The organism is Rhodobacteraceae bacterium M382 (assembly GCA_025141015.1).
In the GTDB taxonomy this organism is placed as follows: Bacteria; Pseudomonadota; Alphaproteobacteria; order Rhodobacterales; family Rhodobacteraceae; genus Aliisedimentitalea; species Aliisedimentitalea scapharcae.
In genome coordinates, this window is record CP081099.1 from 1 (window position 1) to 24,771 (window position 24,771).

The 24,771-nt window shown below is 63.8% G+C and carries 18 protein-coding genes; 13 read left to right on the forward strand and 5 right to left on the reverse strand.

The annotated features are described in order from the left end of the window. Positions 1-48: 48 nt before the first annotated feature. Both K3727_21370 and K3727_21375 read right to left on the reverse strand, forming a co-directional pair. On the reverse strand, positions 49-267 hold the full coding sequence (locus tag K3727_21370) for a hypothetical protein (GenBank protein UWQ93527.1): 219 nt from the start codon (positions 265-267) through the stop codon (positions 49-51). Between the two features lie 162 nt (positions 268-429). Next, positions 430-1,047 (reverse strand): prepilin peptidase, encoded by a 618-nt coding sequence (locus K3727_21375; GenBank protein ID UWQ93528.1) that lies wholly within the window; start codon positions 1,045-1,047, stop codon positions 430-432. Between K3727_21375 and gspG the strand changes: the two genes are divergently transcribed. Genes gspG through K3727_21410 form a run of 7 tightly spaced genes read left to right on the forward strand, consistent with a single transcriptional unit; the run spans position 1,046 to position 5,773 of the window. Next, entirely contained in the window at positions 1,046-1,489 is a 444-nt protein-coding gene (gene gspG, locus K3727_21380; GenBank protein ID UWQ93529.1) for a type II secretion system major pseudopilin GspG, read from the forward strand. The two genes, K3727_21375 and gspG, sit on opposite strands and share 2 nt — an antisense overlap. Beyond that, complete coding sequence (locus tag K3727_21385; GenBank protein ID UWQ93530.1) at positions 1,474-1,953, forward strand: prepilin-type N-terminal cleavage/methylation domain-containing protein; 480 nt, start codon at positions 1,474-1,476, stop codon at positions 1,951-1,953. Before gspG ends, K3727_21385 begins: the two co-directional genes overlap by 16 nt. Before the next feature lie 18 nt (positions 1,954-1,971). Continuing rightward, positions 1,972-2,358 carry a prepilin-type N-terminal cleavage/methylation domain-containing protein gene (locus K3727_21390; GenBank protein UWQ93531.1) on the forward strand — a complete coding sequence of 129 codons (387 nt, stop codon included), beginning with the start codon at positions 1,972-1,974 and terminating at the stop codon, positions 2,356-2,358. Between the two features lie 4 nt (positions 2,359-2,362). Then, on the forward strand, positions 2,363-3,049 hold the full coding sequence (locus K3727_21395; protein ID UWQ93532.1) for a prepilin-type N-terminal cleavage/methylation domain-containing protein: 687 nt from the start codon (positions 2,363-2,365) through the stop codon (positions 3,047-3,049). Continuing rightward, positions 3,046-3,987 carry a type II secretion system minor pseudopilin GspK gene (gene gspK, locus K3727_21400; GenBank protein UWQ93533.1) on the forward strand — a complete coding sequence of 314 codons (942 nt, stop codon included), beginning with the start codon at positions 3,046-3,048 and terminating at the stop codon, positions 3,985-3,987. The genes K3727_21395 and gspK overlap by 4 nt, the downstream gene beginning before the upstream one ends. Beyond that, a complete protein-coding gene (locus tag K3727_21405) occupies positions 3,984-5,273 on the forward strand; it encodes a hypothetical protein (protein ID UWQ93534.1) in 1,290 nt (429 codons plus the stop codon). Before gspK ends, K3727_21405 begins: the two co-directional genes overlap by 4 nt. After that, a complete protein-coding gene (locus K3727_21410) occupies positions 5,270-5,773 on the forward strand; it encodes a type II secretion system protein M (GenBank protein UWQ93535.1) in 504 nt (167 codons plus the stop codon). Before K3727_21405 ends, K3727_21410 begins: the two co-directional genes overlap by 4 nt. Positions 5,774-5,800: 27 nt before the next feature. On the opposite strand, the gene K3727_21415 is transcribed toward K3727_21410, so the two are convergent. Further along, positions 5,801-6,352 (reverse strand): hypothetical protein, encoded by a 552-nt coding sequence (locus K3727_21415; protein ID UWQ93536.1) that lies wholly within the window; start codon positions 6,350-6,352, stop codon positions 5,801-5,803. Between the two features lie 80 nt (positions 6,353-6,432). Between K3727_21415 and K3727_21420 the strand changes: the two genes are divergently transcribed. The 5 genes from K3727_21420 (at position 6,433) to K3727_21440 (ending at position 16,421) form a co-directional block, all read left to right on the forward strand. Then, entirely contained in the window at positions 6,433-6,900 is a 468-nt protein-coding gene (locus K3727_21420; protein UWQ93537.1) for a hypothetical protein, read from the forward strand. Positions 6,901-7,030: 130 nt separating this feature from the next. Then, positions 7,031-8,989, forward strand: a complete 1,959-nt coding sequence (gene gspD, locus K3727_21425) for a type II secretion system secretin GspD (GenBank protein UWQ93538.1) — start codon at positions 7,031-7,033, stop codon at positions 8,987-8,989. Beyond that, positions 8,925-10,427 carry a Flp pilus assembly complex ATPase component TadA gene (gene tadA / locus K3727_21430; GenBank protein ID UWQ93539.1) on the forward strand — a complete coding sequence of 501 codons (1,503 nt, stop codon included), beginning with the start codon at positions 8,925-8,927 and terminating at the stop codon, positions 10,425-10,427. Before gspD ends, tadA begins: the two co-directional genes overlap by 65 nt. 86 nt (positions 10,428-10,513) lie before the next feature. After that, positions 10,514-11,680, forward strand: coding sequence for a type II secretion system F family protein (locus K3727_21435; protein ID UWQ93554.1), 1,167 nt, complete (start codon positions 10,514-10,516; stop codon positions 11,678-11,680). Between the two features lie 529 nt (positions 11,681-12,209). After that, positions 12,210-16,421: a hypothetical protein gene (locus K3727_21440; protein ID UWQ93540.1), complete on the forward strand. Its 4,212-nt coding sequence runs from the start codon at positions 12,210-12,212 to the stop codon at positions 16,419-16,421. Positions 16,422-16,540: 119 nt separating this feature from the next. Here K3727_21440 and K3727_21445 read toward each other — a convergent pair whose 3' ends face one another. Beyond that, positions 16,541-18,856, reverse strand: coding sequence for a hypothetical protein (locus K3727_21445; protein ID UWQ93541.1), 2,316 nt, complete (start codon positions 18,854-18,856; stop codon positions 16,541-16,543). 248 nt (positions 18,857-19,104) lie between these two features. On the opposite strand from K3727_21445, the gene K3727_21450 reads away from it, so the two are divergent. Then, entirely contained in the window at positions 19,105-22,677 is a 3,573-nt protein-coding gene (locus K3727_21450) for a tandem-95 repeat protein (GenBank protein ID UWQ93542.1), read from the forward strand. A 54-nt stretch (positions 22,678-22,731) separates the two neighbouring features. Here the strand turns inward: K3727_21450 and K3727_21455 are convergent, their stop codons facing one another. Beyond that, positions 22,732-23,982, reverse strand: coding sequence for a hypothetical protein (locus K3727_21455; GenBank protein UWQ93555.1), 1,251 nt, complete (start codon positions 23,980-23,982; stop codon positions 22,732-22,734). Positions 23,983-24,771: the final 789 nt, after the last annotated feature.

Here is a 24,771-nt window from a genome sequence, read left to right on the forward strand (position 1 = left end):
GTTTTGCGGAAGTCGGGGCAGGCAGGTCGGGGCGGGCAGATCGGGGCATCACCCCGGCAGGCGTTGCCAGACCCAAAGCCCCATCCCGGCCAGGGCCAGCGCCGCACCAAAGGGCAGGGGCCTGTCCGGGGCCAGCGCGCTCCGATCGGACAGCCGCTGCAACAGCGCCACGGTCAGCGCCCCAAGGGCGGCCAGACCCACCAGATGCGGCAGCAGCGCGGGACCGGTCAGCGCCCCCAGCCCGGCCATAAGTTTGACATCGCCCAACCCCAAGCCCGTCGCGCCCCCGCAAGTGGCGATAGGTGATCCGGATCAGCCAGAAGCTGCCGCGCCCAGCCCGGCCCCGACCAGGGCCGCAGCAGGACCACCCCCGCGCCGGGCTGCAGCGCCAGTCCCAGCGCCAGGATCAAGGTGGCCCCGGTCAGCAGATCAGGCAGGCGGAACCACATCAGGTCGCTTGCCACCAGCGCCAGCAGCCCCCAGAGCAGCGCCACATTCAACAGCAGCTCCGGGGCTGTGCCGCCCCTGGCCACCACGATTGCCGCCAGCCCCATGGCGGTCAGTTCGATATAAAGATGCCAGGGGGCCACTGCGCCGCCACAGTGGCGACAGCGCCCCGCGCAGCAGGGCATAGGACAGGACCGGGATCAGATCCGGCACAGTCAGCCGGGCTCCACAGCGCCGACAGGCCGAATGCGGGCGGATCACGCTTTCGCCCCGGGGCAGCCGGTCGGCCAGCACGCCCAGAAACGAGCCCACCGCAGGGCTGATCAGAAGGATCAGCAGAGACAGAGGGCCCGTCAGAGAGCCTGTCAGAGAGCGGGGCGCGGTATTGAACATGGCATCGAACATGGTATCGAACATGGCGGGGGCGGGTCCGGCGGTTTTTTCCTGGCCTTTGGCAATAGCGGATCGCAGCCCCACCTGAAAACCGCTATCCACTTTTACGGGAAATGTTTTATCATGGCGCCAGCACAGGGAATTCAGATGTCTTTCACAGCCGCAGCCGTTTTCCAGACCGACACACCCGGAGTCGGGAGGTGACATGCACGAGACCACAAGCGCCAAGGGCGAGCAGGGGTTTTCCCTGCTCGAACTGATGGTCGTGGTCGTGATCCTGTCGGTTCTGGCGCTGGTGATCGTGCCGCGGGTCATCGACCGCCCCGACCAGGCCCGCGCCGCCCGGGCGCAATCCGACCTTGCCGCCATCTCCAGCGCGGTGCAGCTCTACAAGCTGGACAATTTCCGCTATCCGACGACCGAACAGGGGTTGCAGGCGCTGGTCAGCCCGCCGAACGCGGAACCGTTGGCGCCGAATTGGGCCAGCGGCGGGTATATGGATCGGCTGCCCAAGGATCCCTGGGGGCAGATCTATCAGTATCTGTCGCCCGGGGTGCATGGGGATTTTGACGTCTTCACCTATGGGGCCGACGGGGTGCCCGGCGGCGCGGGGGCGGATGCGGATATCGGATCATGGAGCACGCAATAACCCGCAGGGATCTGTCGGTGGCGCGCGCGCGTCCGGGTCTGCCAAACGAGAGGCCAGACGAAAGGCCGGGACAGGCGGGGGTGACGCTGATCGAATTGTTGATCGTGGTTGCGGTGATGGCCAGCCTGGCCGCCGGGGTCAGCCTGATGGCGGGGCGCGGCGTGGCAGCGGGCGAGAGCGATCTGTCCCGCTTTGTCCGCAGCTATGAGCAGAACCGCAGTCTTGCGGTGTTGGAACGGCGGATGCGCGGCCTGGTTCTGGATCCGGCGGGCAGCCGCCAGGCCTTGAAACAGGATGGTGCCTGGGATCAGCCGGGGCGGCTGCAGCGTTGGAATGGCCGGGTGTCATATCTGGTTGAAGGTGCGCGTTCGGCCGCTTCGGATGCACCGGATATCCTGTTTCTGCCCACCGGACAGACCAGCGCCTTTGTGATCACCTTTGAGGCGCGGCAATGCCGCAAGTGACGGATGGACAGGGCTCAGATGCGACGCGGGTTGAGATCAGGGCGCGACCAACAGGGGCTGACCCTGCTCGAACTGGTAATTGCGGTGGCGGTGCTGTCGCTGGGCGCGATTGCAACCACACGGGCGATGGATCAGGCGCGGCTGTCGTTGGGGGGGGCGATGCCCCGGCTGCTGGCCCAGGTCGCGGCGCAGAACCGGGCCGAAGAGCTGCGCCTGCTGGGCGTTTGCCGGGGCGGGTGGTCTGCCCGCGCAGGTCCAGATGGGCCCCTATCCGATCACGGTGCGCGTCGGACAGCGAAACCCACCGCAGGGGGGCTGGTTCAGGCCCGGATCGTGGCCCGCAGCCCGTCGGGGCCGGGCGCGGTGCTGCTGACCTTTGTGCCACCGCAGGGGCCGGGCGGATGAGCGGATGAGCGGATCTGGCCACATCGGCAGGGCGCGCCGGGATCTGGGTCTGACCCTGATCGAACTGATCGCGGCCATGGCGATTTTTGCGCTGGTGGCGGTGATGGGGCTGCAGGCGCTGACCGGGGCCTTGCGTATGCGCGACCGTCTGGATGAGATGGCACAGGACGCGGGCGATCTGGGGCTGGGGCTGGGGCTGCTGCGCAACGATCTGTCGGCGATGATGCCGTTGCTGTTTCACCCGCCGGGCGGGGGCACCCGGTCGGGGCTGGATCTGTCCGGGAATGGGTTGGTGTTGTCCTTTTCCATTGGCGGGCAGGCGGATCTGCCCCCGGTCGACAGCCTGGGGCTGCACCGGGTCGAATGGCGGCTTGATCCGGGGCGTCAGGTCCTGCTGCGCCGGGCCTGGCCGGTGCTGACCCCGGCTGATTCCCGCGCCGCCGGACCCGAGGTGATCTATCTCACCGGGGTGCGTGCCCTGTCGGTGCGCAGCTACTGGCCGCAACTGGGATGGGTGCCCGGGGTCGAAAGCGGGGCACCGCGCGTCGCGCCTGCTCCGGGGGGGGCGGATTCGGATGGGCCGCTGGTGGCGGTGGTTGACAGCTATTCCGATACGCTGCCCGATGCGGTGGAGCTGACGCTTGATCTGGAGGGTTTTGGACAGATCCGGCTGGTGGAGGCGATACGATGAGGCGGGCCGGGACCGCAGAGACACAAGAGGCCACGCGCGGGTTTGTCCTGCTCAATGCCTTGGTGCTGGTGGCGGCATTGGCCGCGGCGGCGGCCTTTGTGCTGTCACGGGCCGAATCCACCCGCCAGCGTCAGGCCGGGGCGCAGGGCGCGGTGCAGGGCGGGCTGTATCTTGATGGGTTCGAGGCGCTGGCCCTGACCCTGCTGAGAGCCGATCAGCGTGGCGGACCGATTGACGGGCCGGGCGACAATTGGGCCCGGGCAGAATATACAGTCGATATTGACCGGGGGCGTATCTCGGGCGGGATCCAGGATCTGCAGGGGCGGTTCAACGTCAACTGGCTGGCCAACCCCGAGGATGTCGCCGCGCTGGCCGCCTTTGAACGGTTGCTGGTCGATCTGAACCTGCGCCCGCAACTGGTCGGGGTGATCGTGGCCAGCCTGCGCCCGGGCGGGGCGGCGGCCCAACAGGCCTATGCGCGGCTGCAGCCGCCGGTGACGCCGGTGGGGGGGCCGGTTCTGATGGTCGAACAGCTGCGCCAGATCCCGGGGCTGCGCCCGCGGGATTACGCGCGGCTGGCCCCGCATCTGGCGGCCTTGCCCAGCGACAGCCAGCTGAATGTGAACACGGCTTCTGTCACGGTGCTCAAGAGCCTGTTGCCCGGAGCCAAGGCCGAGGGGTTGACCCAAATCCTGAGCAACCGGGCCCGCCAGCCCTTTGGCTCGACCGAGGATTTCCTGACCCGGGTCGCGCCGGTGGTGGGCGATGCCGGGGTGCCGGAACTGGAAGAGCTGCGCTTTGGCATTGGCTCGGCCTGGTTTCACGCCGATATTGCGGTTGAGCTGGACGGGCTTATCCTGAGACGTCAAACCATATTCGAACGCAGGCCCCTGCCGTATGGGCCACAAGTTGCCTATCGGCTGGAGAACAGACCATGACAGCGCGCCAAACCCGCAGGGCCGACAAGGCCGACAAGGCCGCAGCCGCCCAGGCTGAGGCGTTTCTGCGTCTGGACGCGGATCGCGCGGATATGGCCGGCCAGGTGGTGCTGGTGCCGGGGGCCGAGGTGCTGATGCTGGCGCTGGATCTGCCACAGGGGGTGCGGGGCGCGGCGCGCGAACAGGTGGCGTGGCGGCAATTGCGCGATGACATCGGGTTGGGGCCGGACACGGTCGAAATGCATCCCTATCGCGGGGCGGGCAGGCCGGATGGCTGGACCCGGGTGCTGGTGGCGGATGCCGGGCTGATGGCGGGCTGGCGCGCACGGGTGGGTGCGGCGCGGGCGGTGCTGCCGGATTATCTGGCGCTGCCGACGGCACCGGGGCTGTGGGTGCTGGCGCTGCCACCAGGGAACGGGGCAGATACAGGATCTGACAGTGGATCAGACAGCGGGCCAGACAGTGGGTCAGGGACCATGCAGGTCCGGCTGGGCCCCGACAGCGGGTTCTCCTGCGAGGCCGGGATTGCGCCCTTGATGCTGCGCCGGGCGCTGGAAGAAGCCGTCGAAGATCCGCCCCGGGCGGTTCTTCTGCAGGGAGCCGGATCCGCCGGTTGGCTGGCGGCGCTGCTGGACGAGTATGACATTCCCCTTCTGCGGGACACGGGCGCGCTGAAGGATCATGGGGTCGACCCGCCGGATGTGCTGGCCCATGGAGAGCTGGCGGCCGATTTGCGCGCCGATCCGCGCGCGGCCCGCGACCGGTTGCATCGCCGCATCCTGCCCTGGCGCTGGACGGTGCTGGCGGCGCTGGTGGCGGTTGGGGTCTGGGCCGCGGTACAGCTGTTCGAGATTGACCGGATGGAGCGTGAAACAGCGGCGCTTCGGGCCGAGATGGACACGATCGTGCGGCAGTATTTCGTGCCCTCGGGGCCAATTCTGGACGTGCGGACGCAGGTGTCGCGGGCGCTGGCGGCCCGCCAGGCCGAGGCGGCGGCGGCCTCGGGGCGGGAATCGCCGCTGGTCCTGTTCGGACAGGTGGCCGACGTGCTGGCCGGATCCGACGCCAAGACCGATCTGGCGGTCTATACGCCGGTTGACGGGTTGGCGCTGGATCTGCGTCTGGCCGATTTTGCGGCCGTGGACCGGCTGGTCGATGCCTTTGAGACCGCCGGGATTGCGGTCGATCTGAGAGACGCCCGGGTCAGCGGTGAAACCCGCGAGGTGCGGGCCGATCTGCGGCTGCGTCCCAAGAGCGGATCCGAAACCGGGGAGGTCGGGCAATGACACAGCGGTTCATCGACATGCTGTTGCGGCTCAGCCCGCGGGAACGCGCCCTGTTGGGGCTGCTGGGGGCGGTGGTTCTGCCGGCGCTGATCTGGATGGCGGTGATCGCGCCGCTTCAGACCCGCCACGCGGCGGCGCTCCAGGCCCGGAGCGACATCCGGGCGCTGGGGAGCTGGGTTGTCGGACGCACGGCCGAACAGGTTCGGCTTGGGGGTGACATGGGCGGGGCTGCCGGATCACAGCGGGTGCCGCCGCTGGGGATCAGCGGTCTGGAACAGAGCCTGGTGGCTGCGGGGCTGCGCACGGCGGTGAGCGAATTGGGCGGGCAGGCGGATGGCCGGATCGAACTGCGCTTTGACAGGGTGCCCTTTACCGATCTGGCGGGCTGGCTGTCGCACTCGGATCCGGACTGGGGGTATGACATCACGGCCTTCCGGCTCGAGCGCGGTGAAGAACCGGGGCTGGTCGCCGTCGATCTCACGCTCGAGCCGCAGGGGTAGCCGGGGATGCGGGGACTGGAGGTCCGCTCAGCGCAGGGATTTGAGCTGAACCGCGATGCTGGCCTGGCGCCCGGCGACGGCGCCCAGCGGGTCCAGCTCGGGGTCATTTTTCAGCACTTCGGAAAAGGCGCTCTGGGCCTGGCCCAGATATTGCCGGCCCTTGGTGCTGTCGCCACCGGTCAGCGCGGTCAGCCCGAGTTCGTGATAGGAGGTGCCCAGCACCGCCAGCGCAGCGCTGCGCGCGGTGCCGCTCTGGCGCTGGCTCAGCGCCTGGGCCTGGGTGGCCGCCTGACCATAGGCACCGCTGCGCAGCAGACTATGCGCATATTCCAGCTGAAGCCGGTCGCGCAGGGGGCCTGCCTCCTGCATCATCTTGGCATAGAGCCGGTTGGATTTGTCGTAATTGCCGGTCTCAAGCGCCGAGCGCGCCGAGGTGTAATCGCGGCGGAACCCGTCGGATCCGGTGCTTTGGCCGTCATCACAGCCAACCAATGCCATCAAGAAAACGCCCGCGAACGCGGGTTTCAGAAACTGTCCTGCCATCATGACCTGCTCTTTCGGCTGTCTTTTCTTTTTCATACACGTACCATGACGCCGCGTCTGCGTCTATCAGCGTGCGCGATACCCGTTCAGAACTGTTGCCCGGAGGTTGCTGCCTGATGCGTCTGCTTGCCCTGCTCCTGACCTGTGCCTGTCTCGCCGTGGCGGGCTGGTTCGGATATGACCTGTGGCAGCGGCTGCAGACCCCACCGCCCGCGGTGCCGACATTGGCCGCGGCGCTGCCCGATGAAACCGGTGCCCAGCCGGACAGGGCGGGCCAGACCCGGGCCTGGCCGAGCTTGTTCGGCACCCGCGACGTCCCCGAACCGCAACCGCCGCAACCCCCCGCGCCGCCGGCTCCGCCGATGCCACCGATCGACAGCCTGGGCTATCGGCTCAAAGGGGTGGTCAGCGCCGAAGGCGGCAATTGGGCCATTGTCACCCATCCGACCGGAGATGTGATCCTGAAGCCGGGAGATGACCTGACCGAGGGCATCCAGGTGGATGAAATCGACGACCAGGGCCTGTGGCTGACCCGGGGTGGGGATCGGGTTTTGTTGGGATTTGACGCCCCGGCCGGGCAATGAGGTCTCACCGGGTACGAAGACAGGTGCTATTTACTTTGTGATAGGGTAAGCTGTGCCCCAGAATAAGAAACGAGCGGTTGATCCGATCAGGTAAAAATACCGGCGGGTCATGATTGAGAATGAGCAGGCCATGCAGTTTTTCAAACGCCTTCGCGCCCTTGTTGTGGCCCTGATCCTGACCGGAACAGGGATGCTGGCGACGAATTCCCCCGTCCAGGCCCAGGTCGCCCTGGACCTGCGCGACGCCGATCTGCGCAGTTTTGTCCAGATCGTCTCCGAAGCAACCGGGCGCAGCTTTGTGCTGGATCCGGCCATTCGCGGCACCGTGACGGTGCTGGCTCCGCGGGAGATGTCTTCGGCGGCGCTCTATGAGGTGTTCCTCAATGTTCTGGAGCTCAACCGATTGGCCGTGGTTCAGGGCAATGGGGCGGATCGGATCGTGCCGATGAACGTCGCCCGAGAATTGGCCCCCGGAGAGGATGGCGGAACCGGTATCATCGGGGCCGATGGCTATGAAACACGTGTGATTTCAGTACGCTACGTGTCACTGAGCGAGATTGTCGAAGTGGTGCGGCCGCTGTTGCCATCCGAAGCGGTGATCACGCCGGTGCCGGCTGCCAATCTGCTGATCCTGTCCGACCGCGGGGCCAATTTCCGCCGCATCGAACGGTTGATCCAGCGTCTGGATGTGCCGCGGGCGGAACCGGTCGAGATGATTCGATTGAACAATGCCAATGCCACCGAAGTGCAGCAGGTGATCCAGTCGCTGGGGATCGTGCCGCAGGGGGCCAGCGTGAGCGTGGACCGGCGTTCGAATTCGCTGGTGGTGTCGGGATCGGTGGCGCTGCGCGAACAGGTGCGGACCCTGTCCAACCGGCTTGATACCCAGGGCGGGCGGCTCGACAGCCGGGTCGAACAGCTCAACTATGCCGAAGCGGCGACGCTGGCAGATGTGGTGCTGCGCAGTTTTTCCCAGGACCAGCGCGGCGACGAACAGGCGATCCGTATCGTGCCGGAACCGCGGACCAATTCGATGCTGATCACCGCCCCGTCAGAGACCATGCCGCATATCGTGGCGATGATCCGCCATCTGGACCGGCGCCCCGTGCAGGTGCTGGTCGAAGCGGTGATCTTTGAAATGTCGGTCCAGGGGTTTTCCGATCTGTCGGTGCAATTTGGCGCGGTGCTCAACAATGCGGTTGTGGGCGGGGCGCAATTCACCCTGGAAGGCCGTCCCAGCCTGACCAGCCTGGTGTCGAGCGTGATCAATGGCACGACCCCCAATGCGGGTCCCGGTGGCATTCTGGGCGGGGCCAAACGCAATGGGGACAATGGCTTTGTCGGCCTGTTGACCGCCATTGCCGCGACCAACAGCACCCGGTTGCTGTCGACCCCGTCGATCATGACGCTCAACAACCAGGAAGCTGAAATCGTGGTGGCGCAGAATGTGCCCTTTGTTACCGGATCGTTCACCTCGACCGGGGATGGCAGCAATCCGGAAAACCCGTTCCAGACCATCGAACGTCAGGATGTGGGGCTGACGCTGAATGTGACGCCGCAGATCAACGCCGATGAAACCGTGCGCATGATCATCAAACAGGAAGTGTCGAACCTGACCAATACAACCTCGGCCTCGGGCGGCGAAATCACCGCCCGGCGCGCCCTGTCGACCACGGTGTTGGTGAGCGATGGCAATGTTGTCATGCTGGGCGGTTTGCTGGAAAATGGCTCGGGGGCGGTCAGCCAGAAGGTGCCCGGCCTGTCGAATCTGCCGTTGGTGGGCGGGCTGTTCGAGGGCAAGAATGCCGAACGCGATCAGCGGGTGCTGCTGGTGATGCTGCGCCCGCAGGTGGTGAATTCGGATGCCGAAGCCGAACGTCTGACGCGCAAGGCGGCGCGGGATGCGCGCAACGCAAGCCTTGCGGCACAGCCGATCGATAGTGGAAGATACCCGCGTGCGCCCAGTCAGGCCCTGCCGTTTGACGGGGCAAACCTGAACCAACCCTTTGATGCCGGATTCATCGATGACCTCGCCCAGAGCCGAAACTACCCGCCGCTCCCGACCCGGCTCCGGTTCGACGGACAGTAACGCGCGGCTGCCCTTTGCCTTTGCCCGTGACCAGCAGGTGATGTTGGAGGACGGACGGCTGATCGCCGGGCCCGGCATGACCGTGCTGGGGCTGAGCGAGGCGCGCCGCCGCGCGGGTCAGGCGCTGGAGATTGTCGAGGAAAGCCAGGCCGGATTTGAAGCGGCGCTGACACGGCTGTATCAGCGCGACGAAGCGGGCGAGGGCGAAGGTCTTTCCTTTGATCTCGAAGATCAGGGCCAATCCACCCGCCAGCGCGACCTGTTGGAAGACACCGAGGACGCGCCCGTCATCCAGTTGGTCAACACGCTGTTGCGGCGTGCGGTGTCGGCCGGGGCGTCGGATTTGCATGTGGAACCGCATGAGGAGGGGCTGCGAATCCGGATGCGGGTGGATGGATTCCTGCAGACCACGATGGATCGTTCGGATGTGCCGGTGCGCAAGATCGTCTCGCGGCTCAAGGTGATGGCGGGGCTGGATATTGCCGAAACCCGCCTGCCACAGGATGGCCGTATCCCGCTGCGTCTGGGCGGGCGGCTGATCGACACGCGGGTGTCATCGCTGCCGGGCAAATATGGCGAACGCATCGTGCTGCGGATCCTCGACCGACAGGCGGGGCTGCGGGGGTTGGATCAGCTGGGGCTGTCGCCGACACAGGTGGGGCTGCTGGAACGGCTTTCGAGCCTGCCCAACGGGATCATCCTGGCCACCGGCCCGACCGGGTCGGGCAAAACCACGACGCTGTATTCCCTGCTCAAGCTGGCCAATAGCGAAGAACGCAATATCGTCACCGTCGAAGACCCGGTGGAATATGATCTGAACGGCATCAGCCAAAGCCAGATCAACGCCGAGATCGGCATGACATTCGCCGCCGGTCTGCGTGCCACCCTGCGCCAGGATCCGGATGTGATCCTGGTGGGGGAAATCCGCGACAGCGAAACCGCATCCGTGGCGGCCCAGGCCTCGTTGACCGGGCATCTGGTGTTTTCCTCGCTGCATGCCAATGGCTCGGTCGGGGCGGTGGTGCGGCTCAGGGATCTGGGGCTGGACAATTTCCTGATCGCCTCGACCCTGCGCGGGGTGATTGCGCAGCGGTTGCTGCGGCGGCTGTGCGAGGCCTGCAAACAGGCCGCGCCTCCCAGCCCCACCGAGGCGGCGCATTTCACCCGACATAATATGGCCGTGCCGGATCGGATTCATGCACCGGTGGGCTGTCCGACCTGCGATGGCAGCGGCTATGCCGGGCGGATCGGGGTCTTTGAGATGATCGAGGTGGACGAGGCGCTGCGCACCGCCATTGACGACGGCGTGTCGGAAGGCGCGCTGAAGCAGATCGTGCTGAGCGAAGAGGAAACGCTGGTCGGTCAGGGGCTGATCGAAGTGGCGGCGGGCCACACCAGCCTGGCCGAAACCCTGCGCGTGGTCGGGGATGTGGCGTGAAGGCCTATAGCTATATCGCCTATACCGACACCGGCCGTCGCAAGCAGGGCACGGTGGTGGCCGAAACCGAAATGCAGGCCGCGCATATGCTCAAGGACAAGGGGCTGTTCGTCTCGGACCTGAACGACAAGGGCGACGCCCGGAGCCGACAGACGGCACGGGCAGAGGGGCGCTCCGGGGGGTGGTTTGGCAGCCTGCGCGGCGGTTTGCGGGGGCGGCTGAATGCGGATCTGCAGATGGTTCTGACCCGGCAGATGGCGGTGCTTCTGGGTGCGGAGCTGCCGGTCGAGGCGGCGCTGGATGCGGTGCGGGCCTCGGGGCATACGCCGGTGATGGACGGGGTCGTGGCACGCACCAAGGTGGCGCTGCTCGAAGGCAGCCCGGTGTCGGATGCGCTGGAACAAAGCGGCGCGGGCTTTCCGCGCTATTATATTGCCGCGCTGCGGGCGGGGGAAAATGCCGGGGATCTGGCGACGGTGTTTGCCGAACTGGCCGATCATCTGGAAGATGCCGGGGCCGACCGGGCGCAGATCTCGACCGCGCTGGTCTATCCCGCGTTTGTGGCGGTGGTGTCGTTGTTGGTCTGTGCCATCCTGATGACCAGCGTCGCCCCCGAAATCGTTTCGATGTTCGAAGTGTCGGGTCGGCCCCTGCCGGAGCTGACCCAGGTGGTTCTGGGCATCACCGACTGGATCCGGATGCATCTGGTGGGGCTGGCCGTGGCGGCGGTGGCGCTGGTGGTGGGGAGTGTCGCCATGGCGCGGGTGCCCTGGCTGCGGGTCCGGCGCGATGCGGTACTGTTGCGGCTGCCGCTGGTGGGGCGGCTGATCCGGCGCGGGGCGGCGGTGCAATACCTGCGCACCCTGGCGCTGGTGCTGACCAGCCGGCATGCGGTGCTGACGGCCACCGAAAGCGCTGCGGGTGTTCTGACGCTCGCGCAGTTCCGGGCAGAGGCGGAGCAGGTGTCCGAGGCGGTGCGCACGGGCGAAAGCCTGTCCGTCGCACTGGAGCAGCTGAGTTTTATTCCGGCGGTGGCGCGGCAATTGGTGTCGGCCGGCGAGATGTCGGCCCGGCTGGCGCGGATGACCGAACGCAGCGCGGTGCTGGTGGAAAACACGCTGTCGACCGAACGCAAACGCATCGCGGCGCTGCTGGAGCCGATGCTGATGATGCTGGTGGGCGGATTTGTTCTGGTGGTGGTGCTGGCGGTGCTGTTGCCGATCTTTGATCTGCAGGCGATGGTCTCGGTCTGATCCCAAGACACGACACGACAGCCAAGGAACATGTTGGCAGGTAACATGTTGGTTTCCAACAGGAGTCGCAGGCGCGCGCGCGTGTGCCTGCCCAGTCGAAATTTTATCCTGTAATCTATATTATGGTAAATCATGGAGAAATAATCACCTCCCGTCACAGGCACCGGGTCAACCCTGTTCTGGGCCGTTCCTGTTGGGGCTGGGGTCCTGCAGATGCCCTGTGGCCCGGTTCTGGCCCGGATCTGGCCCGGATCTGGCCCGGATCTGGAGTGGCTCTGGTGTGGTGGGTCGCTCACCGGGGCCAGACAGGCGCAGGTCCGGGTTTGCGCGCCGTGGAGCTGCATGCCAGGCAGGAAGCGGTCTTATAGCTGAGTCTCTAAGATCACTTTTGCGCCTAAATCGGTCGGTTTTTCTGAATTGAGAGGAAATCCGTCCACACTTTCGTCATACTCATCCCTGAGTTTGCAGATTGATTTCCAACAGGGCTGCGGTCCTGACTTTTATATATGAACACGTCTAGGGGGCGGATATGGCGACGATTAATGGTGATGGTGGCAACAATGATCTTGTCGGTACCAATGGTAATGACACGCTCAGCGGACAAGGCGGCAATGACACACTGACCGGGTTGGCCGGCAATGATCTGCTGTCCGGCGGGGACGGCAGCGATTTTCTCGTGGGGCGCGAGGGCAATGACACGCTGGATGGTGGCAATGGCACGGATGAGGTCCTGTATTACCGGGAAACCGGTCCCAACGGGGTCAATGTCAATCTCGAAACCGGGCAGGCCACGGACAGCCATGGCAATACCGACAGTCTCAGCAATATCGAACGGGTCTATGGCACCAGCCACAATGACACGCTGACAGGGCGGGATGGCGTCGGGGATCTGCTGGTCGGGCGTGGTGGCAATGATGCGATCAACGGCGGTGGGGGCAATGATACCCTGGTCGGTGGTGCCGGACAGGATGCCTTCAATGGCGGTGCGGGCAACGACCTGGTGGCCTATGAGATGGAGACCGGATCCAGCGGGGTCAGCGTCGATTTGCTGGCCGGTACCGCCACAGACACCTTCGGCAATACCGACACGCTGACATCGGTCGAATATGTGCTGGGCACAAAGCGCAACGATACGCTGCTGGGCACCAATGTGGACGGTGACCGGCTGTTTGGCGACGATGGGGACGACTATATTGACGGGCGTGACGGCAACAATCTGATCTATACCGGCAACGGCAATGATCAGGTGGTGATCGGCACCACCCAGACCGATGCCCGCGACACCGTGGTGATCGACGGGCGCGGAGACAAGATCATCACCGGAACCGGTGCCCAGGGAACCCGGTTTGCCCATCATATCGTTTTTGAAAACGACAGTGCGGTGACCGTGAACCTGGCCACCGGCATCGCCACGGCCGACGGGCTGACTGTGGATTTTTCGTCGGCGCTGTTTTTTCTGGAACTGGGCGGCACCTCGTTTGATGACCGCCTGACCGGGGGCAACCCGCGCCATGATTATCTGGAATGGTTCGTCGGCAACCAGGGCAATGATACCATTGATGGCGGATCGGGGAACTCCAACACCATCGTGTATGAAGACGAAGTCACCATCGGGTCGTATAACCACACCTTGGGATTTCACCAGTTCGGGGATCGCGGTGCGGTGGTCAACCTGGCCACGGGGACGGCCACCGATACCTTTGGCGGCACGGATACGCTGATCAATATCGATGATATCCGGGCCACCCGATTTGGCGACCAGCTGCAGGGCAGCAGCGGTGATAACCGGTTCTGGGGCCTCGCCGGTGTGGATACGATCAACGGCGGCGACGGCACTGACAGTATCCTCTTTGGCGAGGATTACCTGACCGGGGGCACCGCTGGTGCAGTGGTCGACCTGGTGGCCGGGACGGCTGTGGACGGGTTCGGGGACACCGATCGGCTGATCAGCATCGAAGACGTCTATGGCTCTGAGAATGGTGACAATTTCACCGGCAACGGCGGCGAAAACCGCCTGTCGGGCCTGGGGGGCAATGACACGCTGGATGGCGGGTTCGGCAATGACATCCTGCTCGGGGGCGATGGCAACGACCTGATCCGGGGCGGCGGCAATGACGACGAGATCTGGGGCGAAGCCGGCAACGACACGCTGGATGGCGGCGCCGGGGGCAACGACCTGATCCGCTATTTGAACGCCACCGGTCCGGTGACCGCGAATCTGACCACGGGCACCGTGACCGACGGGCTGGGGTCTACCGATACGGTGATGAATGTCGAAAACGTGCATGGGTCGGATTTCAACGACGTCCTGACCGGGGACGGCGTGGCCAACCGGCTGGCCGGCTTTGAAGGCGCAGACAGCCTGCAGGGCAATGGCGGCAATGACATCCTGCTGGGGGGCGACGGCAACGACTCCATCCAGGGCGGGGGTGGCAACGACGAAATCTGGGGCGAACTGGGCGATGACACGCTGGATGGCGGCGCGGGCTTTGACATGGTGCGCTATCGCAGCGCGCTGGCCGGGATCCGGGCCGATCTGATTGTCGGAGAAATCCAGGACGGCAGTGGCGGCACCGATCTGGTGTCCAATGTCGAAGAGGTCCACGGATCGGATCACAACGATATCATCCGCGGGTCGGATGCGGCCAACCAGCTGGTCGGCTTTGACGGCGATGACACGCTGGAGGGCGGTGGCGGAAACGACGTGCTGTCGGGCGGGGCCGGTGGCGACAGCTATTTCTATTATGCCGGAGATCAGGTTGATACCATCAACGATCTGGGCAGCAGTTCGGGTGGCGCGGACACCGCCTATGTCATGAGCTATCGTTCGGAAAACGCCAATGTGGTCCGGCAGAACCCGGCCGATCCGAACAACAAGGCGATCGTGCTGGACTTTGGAGCCGACAAGCTGGTTCTGGCCAATACCCTGGACGGCAGCGACCCCGGCGCCATCGAGCGGGTGGTCTTTGGCGATGGCGAAGTCTGGGACCAGGCGACACTGGTCTCCAAGATCGGCCAGATCCTGATCCCGGCGTCGACCAGCCCCAGCGCCAATGACGATTCCCTGAACGGCACGCGTCTGGCCGACACGCTGTCAGGTCAGGGTGGTCATGACATCATCACCGCGCTGGATGGCAATGATGTGCTCAATGGTGATGCGGGCAATGACACCCTGCATGGCGGCACGGGTGACGATACGCTGAATGGCGGGACGGGCAATGACCGCATGTCCGGCGGCGACGGTGCCGACCGGTTTGTCGTGACCCTGGGCATGGGACAGGATCGGGTCACCGATTATGACGCGGCGGTCGATCAGCTGGATCTGAGCGCGCTGAGCGCCTCGGAGCAGGCGGCCATTGTCGTGACCACCGACGGGGACGGCAACGAGGTGCATACGCTCAGCGATGGATCCTCGATCACATTGGTCCCGGCCCCGGTCAACCATGCGCCCACCGGCGCAGTCACCATCAGCGGCACGGTCCGGCAGAACCAGACCCTGACCGCAGAGACCGGGACAATTGCCGATTTCGACGGGCTGGGCACCTTTCAGTACCAGTGGCTGCGCGATGGCACCGAGATCAGCGGCGCCAACAGCCGCACCTTTGGTCTGGGCCAGGTGGATGTGGGCACGGCCATTTCGGTCCGGGTCACCTTTGGGGATGGTGGGGGAACCACAGAAACCCTGACCAGCACGCCAACAGCGTCGGTCGAGAATGTGAACGACGCCCCGGTCGGTGTGCCGGTCATCATTGGCGGTGCCACCGAGGGCACTCTGCTGCTGGCCGATGCGTCGTCGATCACCGATGCGGACGGGCTGGGCAGCTTCAGCTATGAATGGCAACGTGATGGCACCCCGATCTCCGGGGCCACTGGCGAAAGCTATACGCTGACCCATGACGATGTGGGGACGGCCGTTCGGGTTCGGGTCATCTATACCGATGCTCAGGGCACCGAAGAGAGCCTGAGCAGCACGGCCACCTCGACCATCGCCGGATCAAACCTGGAGCTGACCGGGACCCCGGGCAATGATGTGCTCACCGCCAATGGTGGCGATGACACGATCCGGGGGCTGGATGGCAATGACCGGCTGGTGGGGCTCGAAGGCAATGACCTGCTGGAAGGCGGTGACGGTGCGGACATTCTCAATGGCGGCGACGGGGATGACACCATCATCGGCGGCGCGACCGAGGATGACCTGCGCGATGTGGTCTATGCCGGGGCCGGGGATGACACCGTGGATGCGGGGGCCGGAAACGACCTGGTTTTCGGGCAGGATGGCAATGACACCATCGCCGGGGGGGCCGGCGTCGATGAGCTGCAGGGCCAGAATGGCAATGACGTGATCACCGGGTCGTCCTTCTCTGATCTGGTGTTCGGCGGCGCGGGCGATGATTTCGTCAATGGCGGCTTTGGCCATGACCGGATCAACGGCGGCAGCGGTGCGGACAAGTTCTTTCACATCGGGATCCTCGATCATGGATCCGACTGGGTGCAGGATTATGCGTCCTCCGAGGGCGATGTGCTGCGGTTTGGCAACAGCGCGGCATCGGCCAGCGATTTCCAGGTCAATTTCAACCACACAGCCAATGCTGCGGGCGAACGTTCGGGGGATGATGCCGTGATGGAGGCCTTTGTCATCTACAAACCCTCGGGTCAGATCATGTGGGCCCTGGTCGACGGGCACGGACAGGATGCAATCAACATCCAGATTGGTGGCGATGTCTTCGACCTGCTGGCGTGAGACCAGGGAGCACCGCCGAAACAGGCCGGTACCGAAATAGCCGGTGACAGAACAAATGGGGCGGAGGGATACATCCCTCCGCCCCATTTCAATACAGAGCCGATCTGAACCGGCCCGGATCAGCCGAGCAGATCCACGCCCGGACCCGCCATCCCCGCAATATCGAGCCACAGGTGATCCTGTGCGGCGCCGTCCACCAGGGCCCAGACCACGAACCCCGACGGCACATGCGCGATAAAGGCCTCGGCCACATCCGCATCTCCGGGGCGCGCACCATCGACATGGCCGGCATGGGCAAAGGTGACGCGGAAGTCGTCCGCGGTGGCCCCGTCCAGACCAAACCACAGGATATCCCCGTCTTCGGCCGAATAATCCTGTAGCCAGTCCGAGCCATGGCCCCGAACCCCGGCATGATAGAAGGTATCCGCACCCGCGCCGCCATTGATCCGGTCATGGCCAAAGCCGCCGTTGATGAAATCATCGCCGTCGCCGCCAAAGATCAGGTCGGACCAGGCCGATCCGGTCAGCACGTCATTGCCCCCCTGGCCAAAGATCTCGTCCACACCGCTGCCGCCGACAACGGTGTCATTGCCTTCCTGCCCATAGACCAGATCATTGCCCGCGCCCGCATCGACGCTGTCATCGCCAGCCCCGGCAAAGATCCGGTCACGCTGATCCTCGTCCCCTGGCCCGCCGACAATGGTGTCATTGCCCGCACCGCCATTCAGCAGGTCCCGGCCGGTGCCGCCATCAATCAGGTCATTGCCGTCCTCGCCACGCAATGTGTCATTGCCCAGACCACCGTCCAGCGCATCATCCCCCGCGGTCCCGGTTTCGGCCCCGTCATAGAACCCGCCCCGGATCAGGATATCATCGCTGCCAAGGCTTTGATCTCGGAAATCAAAGCGCTCGACCCCGCTGGTCCGGTCGCTGCCATCGCCCCCGGTCACGGTGATTTCGGACCCGTCGTCGTTAAAGGCAAAGGTGAAGGCATCAAAATCGCCGTCGAACCAGGCCGCATCCGTGCCCGCGCCGCCGATCAGCACATTGCTGCCCGATCCGCCAAACAGGAAGTCATCCCCTGCCCCGCCATCCAGCGTATCATCCCCGCCCGATCCCAGCAGACGGTCGATCCCGTCCGATCCGGTGATGGCATCATCACCCGCCAGCCCGTCCACCTGATCGGGGCTGCTCAGGATTTCGGTATCATCGCCATCAGTCAGGGGCCGGAACGGCAGCGGACTGTATCCTATCTCGCGGTTGACGGAGTGCCAGCCCGTCTCCTCGGTGTATCCGTCAGCCCACCAGCTGAACACTGTGTTGCCATCGCCATAAACCTGTACCCGCGGGTTGTAGAGATAGTAATCTTCGCCTTCAGTGGCGATGGCGGTTTCCGGTCCCATCGGGGCACCATTCGCATCAAAATACTGCACGAACAGAGTTTCCTCGGCCGTCTCATAAGTCCCGCTCTGGCGCAGGACGACGACCCCTCCGTCCGGCAGCAGCGCCGTTGCATCATGGGTTAATTCCCAGAACGGCATCTCGTTCACCAGGGTCAGATCGCTCAGGGCGCTGCCATCGGCGGCAAAATGTTGATACAGCACCCGTACATTGTCCGCCTCGCTGTAGATCAACACCCCGAAACTGCCGTCGTCAAAGACCTGCACATCCTGCAGGTAAGTGTAATAATATCTTCCCCCAAAATCCCCCAGATCCGACAACTCCAGGACCGGGCCCGGGGTCCCATCCGCGGCAAATGTTTCACCGCGCAACACATAGCTGTCTCCGGAATTTCCCAGCCACAAAAGCATCAGTTCGCCATCAGGCAGAGCGGTGAGCTGTGTGTTATAGGCATTGACACCCTCCGGGAGCGGCACATCGGCTCCAAAGGCAACCCCGTCTGCGGTGGTGCGCACCAGGCGGCTCACATTCCCGAGATAATTCATGTCCTCGTCAAAAGCCGGGACTGAGTCCACAAAGGCAAAACCGCCGCCGTCAAAGTGGGCGAAACCAGCCCAGTCAATGTTGTAGGCATCCCCAGACGACAGGGTCACCGGATCACTGACAGCGCTGCCATCGGCGGCGACATGTACCGCTGATAGATAATGCTGATCAACGTCCTGATAGCTGCCATATTCATTTTCGACCGTGACATAGGTTGCCGTCTTGTAGAACAGCGCCACAGTGCCATTGGGCGCGGTGGCAAATTCAAGCGGCCAGAACTCTATCGAATGCCCCTCGGGCACCGGCAGGGTGACCTGGGATTGGGCGGCATCGCTACCCGGGGCAAAGACCTCCAGGACAATGTCGCCGGATCCGGTGTCATATAGCCGTGCCAGATCCCCGGAGGGCAGCAGGGTCTCGGCCAGGGGAGTCAAAAACGAGTCGCGGGTTGTCAGAGGATGGGTTTCCTGCAGAAACAATGTGTTGGTCATCTAAACACCTGTAAAAAAACAACGAGAATACCCCAGTGTAGCAGAGATTTTGGTTCCTGATAGGTGCTGGGGGGCCAATTCCGAGGGCGGCGGATCGTTGCAGTTCTGGAAATGGACCGTTTTGCAAAAACTGCATCAAAAGTTACAAATTTTCGGAAAACTGTACTAAACTGCCGTAACGTTAAGAAGAAGTTAATTATATGTTGAACAGGGCGGCTGAATAAAAACCCGCTCTGAGGGGGGTAAAAATGGCCAAGATTAAAGGCACCAATGCAAATGATACACTGCCCGGTACCGCTCTGGATGACGATATCACCGGCAAGCAGGGCGACGATCTTCTTCAGGGTTTGGACGGCAATGATGACCTGAAGGGCCAAGAGGGCAATGACCGCCTGGAAGGCGGGGCCGGAAATGATGATCTCAAAGGCCAGGAAGGCAATGACACGCTCCTGGGCGGTGCGGGCAGCGACACGCTCAAGGGGCAGGATGGCGATGACGAAGCCCACTATGACCTGACCCTGAATGGACCCGGGGATCTGGACGATTACAAGGGCCAGGACGGGATTGATACGCTGGTTCTGGATATGGATCGGGCCAATTGGTTCGATGCGGCGGTCCAGGCGGATATCGCTGCATATCTGGCCTTTGTCGCGGCGCAGACCGACCCGATCACGGGCGAAGCCTCGGGTCAGCAGTTCGACTTCAGCGCCTTTGGTCTGAGCGCTGCCGGTTTCGAGGATCTGCGGGTCTTTGTCGATGGCGAAGAACTCAGCCCCGAGGACGACCCGGTCACCGCCAATGATGATGCGGTGTCGCTGAGCGAAGATGACACGCTGACCGTCTTTGGATCGGTCCTGGGCAATGACGTTGTGCCCGATCTGGTGCGCGAAGTGTCGCTGACCTCTGGCCCGACCCCGGTCAAGGGCAGCTTCACCTTCAACCCGGGCACCGTTTCGCCCAGCCTGCCGGGACCCGATGGCAGTTTCAGCTTTGATCCGGGATCGGATTATCAGCATCTGGCCGAAGGGACTTCCGAGGATGTCACCTTTACCTATGAGGCCACCGATGCGGATCTCGACAGTGACAGCGCCACGGTGACCATCACCGTCAATGGGGTCAATGACGACCCCGACGCAGGCAATGACACCGCCACCACCGATGAAAACACCGCCGTTCTTATCGACGTGCTGGCCAATGACAGCGATATTGACGATGGCGATGTGGTGTCGCTGGACAGCGTGTCGATTTCGGATGCGGGCGGCGGCTCGGGTGGCTCGGCCACGGCCACGATCGTGGGTGGTCAGGTCCGTTTTGATCCGGGCACCGATTACGACTATCTGGCCCTGGGCGAAAGCACCACGGTCGAACTGACCTATGACGTGGTGGACAATTACACGGGCACCGATACGGCCACGGTTTCGGTCACAGTCAACGGGCGCAATGATGCGCCGGTGGCCAATGACGATGTGGCAACCACGGATGAGGATACCCCGGTCGATATCGACGTGCTGGCCAATGACAGCGATGTGGATGCCACCGACATTCTGATGGCCATGTCCTTCTCGGCGGACAACGGCACGGTCGATCTGAACAATGACGGCACATTGCGGTATACCCCGAATGCCAATTTCTTTGGCACCGACACCATCACCTATACGGTGATGGATGACAGTGGTGCCGCCAACAACAGTGACACGGCAACCGTGACGGTCACCGTCAACCCGGTCAATGACGCGCCCGTCACCACTCCGGGCACTGTGGTGGCTGACGAGGTAGACGGAACGTTCCTGATCAACCTCAACGACTATGTGACGGACGTGGATATCGGCGACGCGCTGAGCTTCTCGAATATCGGGATCAGCCGGGGGGCAGCCCCCATTGATTTCGAAGATCTGGGGGGCGGGATCATTCGCATTGCTCCCTCCGATATCGGCGTGACGCTGAACACTGGGGATATTCTGAACACCCAGTTCAGCTATACGGTGATGGATGACAGCGGCGAACCAAATGACACGGCCACCGGGGTGGTCGATCTGACGATCAACGGCATCGATGATGCGGTGATCCCACCACCCGTGAACACGCCCCCGGTTGCCAATGCCTTTGCGGTTGATGCCAGCGAAGGCGACAGAGATATCGTGATTTCCCTGGGCGATCTGGCCACGGATGTGGGCGATACGCTGACAATCACGACTCTGACCTCGGATCGGTTCGACGGTGTGTTCACGAACCAGAATGTGCCGTTCGAGGTGAGCGAGGGCAATCTGATCCTCACCGACCCCAGCTGGTTCTTCTTTCAGGAGGCCAGCGTCACACCCGAAGCCGCAGGTGATGGGATCCTGTCCGGAGGGGAAGAGGTGGCTGTCGCGCTGAACTTTGAAGTCGTGGACAGCGCCGGACAGACGGCCTCCGAGGTTCTGACCCTGAATCTGACCGGGGTGGATCCGGACACGGGTCCGACGGGCAATGACGCGCCCAATGCGGATCTGATCCAGACACCGCCGGGCGAAACGCCGATCTTCGAAGGCTTCCCATCCAGCGAGATCCCCTTCCCCGTGACCGTGGGTGACGTCGGCGCAGCGGCGATCGTGATCGATCTGGACAGCCATGTGTCCGACCCGGACGGCGGGCCGAACCCGCTGACGATCGCCATCGTCGGGGATGTGGTCAGCACCGATGGGGTGACCGGCGTGCAGACCATCGCCGGCATCGTGATTGGCACGGATGAAACAACCGGAGAGCCGATCACCGCCAATGTGCTGTTCGATCCCGCCACCAACGAGCTGACCATCCCGGTGGATGACAGCTTCCCGCTGGCGGATGGCGAAAACGCCGAAGGTATATTGGAATATACCGTCAGCGACGGAGAGGACACCACGACCGGTGCAGTTACGTTCAACTACACCAACCCGGCACCGGTTGTTCCCGATGTACGCACGCTGGACTTTGAACCCTTTGCGGATGCCATCGAGGCCTCGATCGTGCTGGACACGCTGAACCCGAATGGCGGCGACGATGTCGGTGAACCCTACGAAGGGTTCCGGTTCCAGGGTGCGGCCTCGGTGATCGAGACCGACGAATTGGGCGGTGGCGGTCGCGGCAGTGGCGGCACGCCCGGTATTGCCAGCGGCCAGACCACGCCGGGTGGCGACAATGTGCTTCTGGGCGGAGCCTCGCAGACCGACGTGCCCCTGTTTGATCCAGAGACTGGCGAGCCGGTCATGGTGCAGGACACCGATGATCGTGGCGATCCGCTGTTTGATCCATTTACCGGTGAGCCGGTCATGGTGCAGGACACCGAGACCGTAACGGATGAGCTGGCCCTTCTGGCGCCGGGCATGGATTTTGGGTTGGACGATCTGGGCATTTTTGCCCAGACGGTGGCAGATGGTGCAGCTGCCAATTCAACAATCGTGCAGGGCCGGATTGATCTGGCCATTGCGGACAGAGGAATTGACGATTTCGATCTGGATGGGCTGTCGCTGAACGTCGCCGGCGGCGGTGGCACGGTCAGCATGACCACCTGGCGCCTGGGAGAAATGACCGAGCGTCTGGATAGCAATCTCGGCTCTGGATTCGAAGATGTCTATGCCGGTCTGGTTGCAGTCGATACATTTGTCTTCGATGTCGATTCAGCGACCCCGGCCACCGTGCTCGACTTCAACGATGTCGCCTTTGCCGATGATGCCGGGAACGCGGGCACCCAGAGCACCGATCCGCTCGATCCCGGTGTGCTGGAGTTCGACGATATCTTTGCGGTCAGCTTCGTATCCAGCGACGGGTCGCAGATCGTGCTGGACGATATTTTCACCAGCGTCTGATCTGCACCATATCTTTTGCAAAGGGGGCCGCCTGTCAGGGCGGCCCTTTTTTGTTCAGATCAGCAGGTTGTCATACTCAGATGATCCGGCGATCTGCAGGCGGATGGTGCCTTCGGCTTCGCCGTCGACCAGCGCCCAGATGATCTGGCCCGTGGGTTTATAGATCACGAATGCCTCGCGCACCGCGTCATCCCCGGCGCGTTCACCGGCGGCATCGGCGGTATGGGCGAAATTGACCTGGAAATCATCCGCTGTCGCTGTGCTGTTGCCAAACAACAGCACATCGCCCTGGGACGAGGTGAAATCCTGCACCCAGTCCGACCCGTGATCGGCGACCCCGATGTGAAAGAACCTGTCCGCACCGGTGCCGCCATTGATGCGGTCATGTCCAAAGCCGCCATTGACAAAATCATTGCCCGCACCACCAAACACCAGATCGGAAAACGCCGAGCCGGTGATCACGTCATCGCCGTCCTGGCCCTGCAGCTCGTCGCTCCCGGCCCCGCCCGCGATGGTGTCATTGCCGTTCATGCCATAGACCAGATCATTGCCGGCACCAGCCTCGATGCTGTCATGCCCGTTGCCGCCATAGATGACGTCGCGCAGATCGGCGGATGAGTTGCCGCCGATGATGTGGTCATCGCCATCGCCTCCGTTCAGGGTATCGGCCCCAACTCCGCCATCCAGCGTGTCATTGCCTGCGCCGCCGGTCAGCCTGTCATTGCCGGCCAGCCCCATCAGAATGTCATTGCCGTCACCGCCATCCAGGCGATCTTCGGATGCGCCACCGCTCTGCACGATCCCGCCACCGCCGGATCCACCACCACCGTCACCACCAGACCCACCGCCGTCACCGCCACCATCACCGCCGGATCCGCCGTCGCCGCCACCATCACCACCAGATCCACCATCACCGCCACCGCCGGACCCGCCGTCCCCACCACCATCTCCGCCGGATCCACCGCCATCGCTGGCGGCGGCGACATTGCCGACCGGCAGATGTTGTGCATTCAGGATCATGCCGGTTGAAAACATGTCCGGCGTCAGGGCGACCCCGGCGGCGCCGTTCAGTTCGACCCTGAGATCTGCGAACCGCAGGGTGACGCCAGACCCGGAGGTTTCGATCTGCAACTGATCAACCTGATAGAGAAAGGGCAAGGTTGACAGGTCCAGACGGTCTTCGGCCGGATTGAAATCCAGCACCCGCCCCATCAGCCCGTCCGCTGCGGCCTGGTCCTGGCGGAACACAAAGATGTCCGCGCCGCCCCCGCCCTGTAACCGGTCCGCCCCGCCTCCGGATATCATCACATCAGTGCGGTCCGTGCCGGTCACGATATCGCCGCTGCCATCGCCTTGCAGGATCTCGCCCAATCCGCTCAGATCCGCCTGGAGCTGGCTGATCCCCGGGTCGCGTCCAGAGGCGGCAAACAGCTGCAGGACATCGCCCTGCACCACCGCATCCAGAGCGCTGACATTGGTCAGGGTCGACTCCAGCCCGTCGGCAATGCTGTCGAGATGCAGCAGATGCCCGTCCGGCAACAGGGCAAACAGGCTGATCCCGTCATCGGAACCGGCGGCCAGAACAAAGGTCCAGTCACCCTGGCGGGCGGTGGCCAGATGCACCACATCGTCAAACCGGGTCGACAGCGTATCGCCCACGTGATCGGTCGCGGTCAGCGTGCCATCGCCCCCAACCCGGAACACGGTCAACGACGCGCTGCCCGACGCGGCCAACACCGCAAAATCCTGCCCTGCCAGCCGCAGGGTTTCCAACGCCGTCGGCCCGGAAATTCCGGGGCCGTCGGGGCCACCGAACCGATCCAGCAGGGTCAGCTGCCCGTTGCTGTCGGCGCGATAGCTGAACAGCTCTCCGCCGGTGAGCCCCGCCGCCAGCACCAGCCCGCCCTCGGTCAGCGCCAGCGCCGAAAACCCGGCGTCCGTCTCGGTGTGCAGATCCAGCTGGGTCAGGGTGCCCGCCTCTGTCAGCCGATGCGAGACAATGGTGTCCCCGATCCCGGACAGGGCAAACACGATGGTCTGTCCGCCATAGACACCGCTCACCGCGGTGTGTGCTGCGGCGATGGTGCTGCCGCC

Bases quoted from the DNA above. Each gene is read 5' to 3' on its own strand.
- gspG (UWQ93529.1), top strand. From the start codon at position 1,046: ATGCACGAGACCACAAGCGCCAAGGGCGAGCAGGGGTTTTCCCTGCTC.
- K3727_21375 (UWQ93528.1), bottom strand. From the start codon at position 1,047: ATGTCACCTCCCGACTCCGGGTGTGTCGGTCTGGAAAACGGCTGCGGC.
- K3727_21385 (UWQ93530.1), top strand. From the start codon at position 1,474: ATGGAGCACGCAATAACCCGCAGGGATCTGTCGGTGGCGCGCGCGCGT.
- K3727_21390 (UWQ93531.1), top strand. From the start codon at position 1,972: ATGCGACGCGGGTTGAGATCAGGGCGCGACCAACAGGGGCTGACCCTG.
- K3727_21395 (UWQ93532.1), top strand. From the start codon at position 2,363: ATGAGCGGATCTGGCCACATCGGCAGGGCGCGCCGGGATCTGGGTCTG.
- gspK (UWQ93533.1), top strand. From the start codon at position 3,046: ATGAGGCGGGCCGGGACCGCAGAGACACAAGAGGCCACGCGCGGGTTT.
- K3727_21405 (UWQ93534.1), top strand. From the start codon at position 3,984: ATGACAGCGCGCCAAACCCGCAGGGCCGACAAGGCCGACAAGGCCGCA.
- K3727_21410 (UWQ93535.1), top strand. From the start codon at position 5,270: ATGACACAGCGGTTCATCGACATGCTGTTGCGGCTCAGCCCGCGGGAA.
- K3727_21415 (UWQ93536.1), bottom strand. From the start codon at position 6,352: ATGAAAAAGAAAAGACAGCCGAAAGAGCAGGTCATGATGGCAGGACAG.
- K3727_21420 (UWQ93537.1), top strand. From the start codon at position 6,433: ATGCGTCTGCTTGCCCTGCTCCTGACCTGTGCCTGTCTCGCCGTGGCG.
- gspD (UWQ93538.1), top strand. From the start codon at position 7,031: ATGCAGTTTTTCAAACGCCTTCGCGCCCTTGTTGTGGCCCTGATCCTG.
- tadA (UWQ93539.1), top strand. From the start codon at position 8,925: ATGACCTCGCCCAGAGCCGAAACTACCCGCCGCTCCCGACCCGGCTCC.
- K3727_21435 (UWQ93554.1), top strand. From the start codon at position 10,514: ATGCTCAAGGACAAGGGGCTGTTCGTCTCGGACCTGAACGACAAGGGC.
- K3727_21440 (UWQ93540.1), top strand. From the start codon at position 12,210: ATGGCGACGATTAATGGTGATGGTGGCAACAATGATCTTGTCGGTACC.
- K3727_21445 (UWQ93541.1), bottom strand. From the start codon at position 18,856: ATGACCAACACATTGTTTCTGCAGGAAACCCATCCTCTGACAACCCGC.
- K3727_21450 (UWQ93542.1), top strand. From the start codon at position 19,105: ATGGCCAAGATTAAAGGCACCAATGCAAATGATACACTGCCCGGTACC.
- K3727_21455 (UWQ93555.1), bottom strand. From the start codon at position 23,982: ATGATATCCGGAGGCGGGGCGGACCGGTTACAGGGCGGGGGCGGCGCG.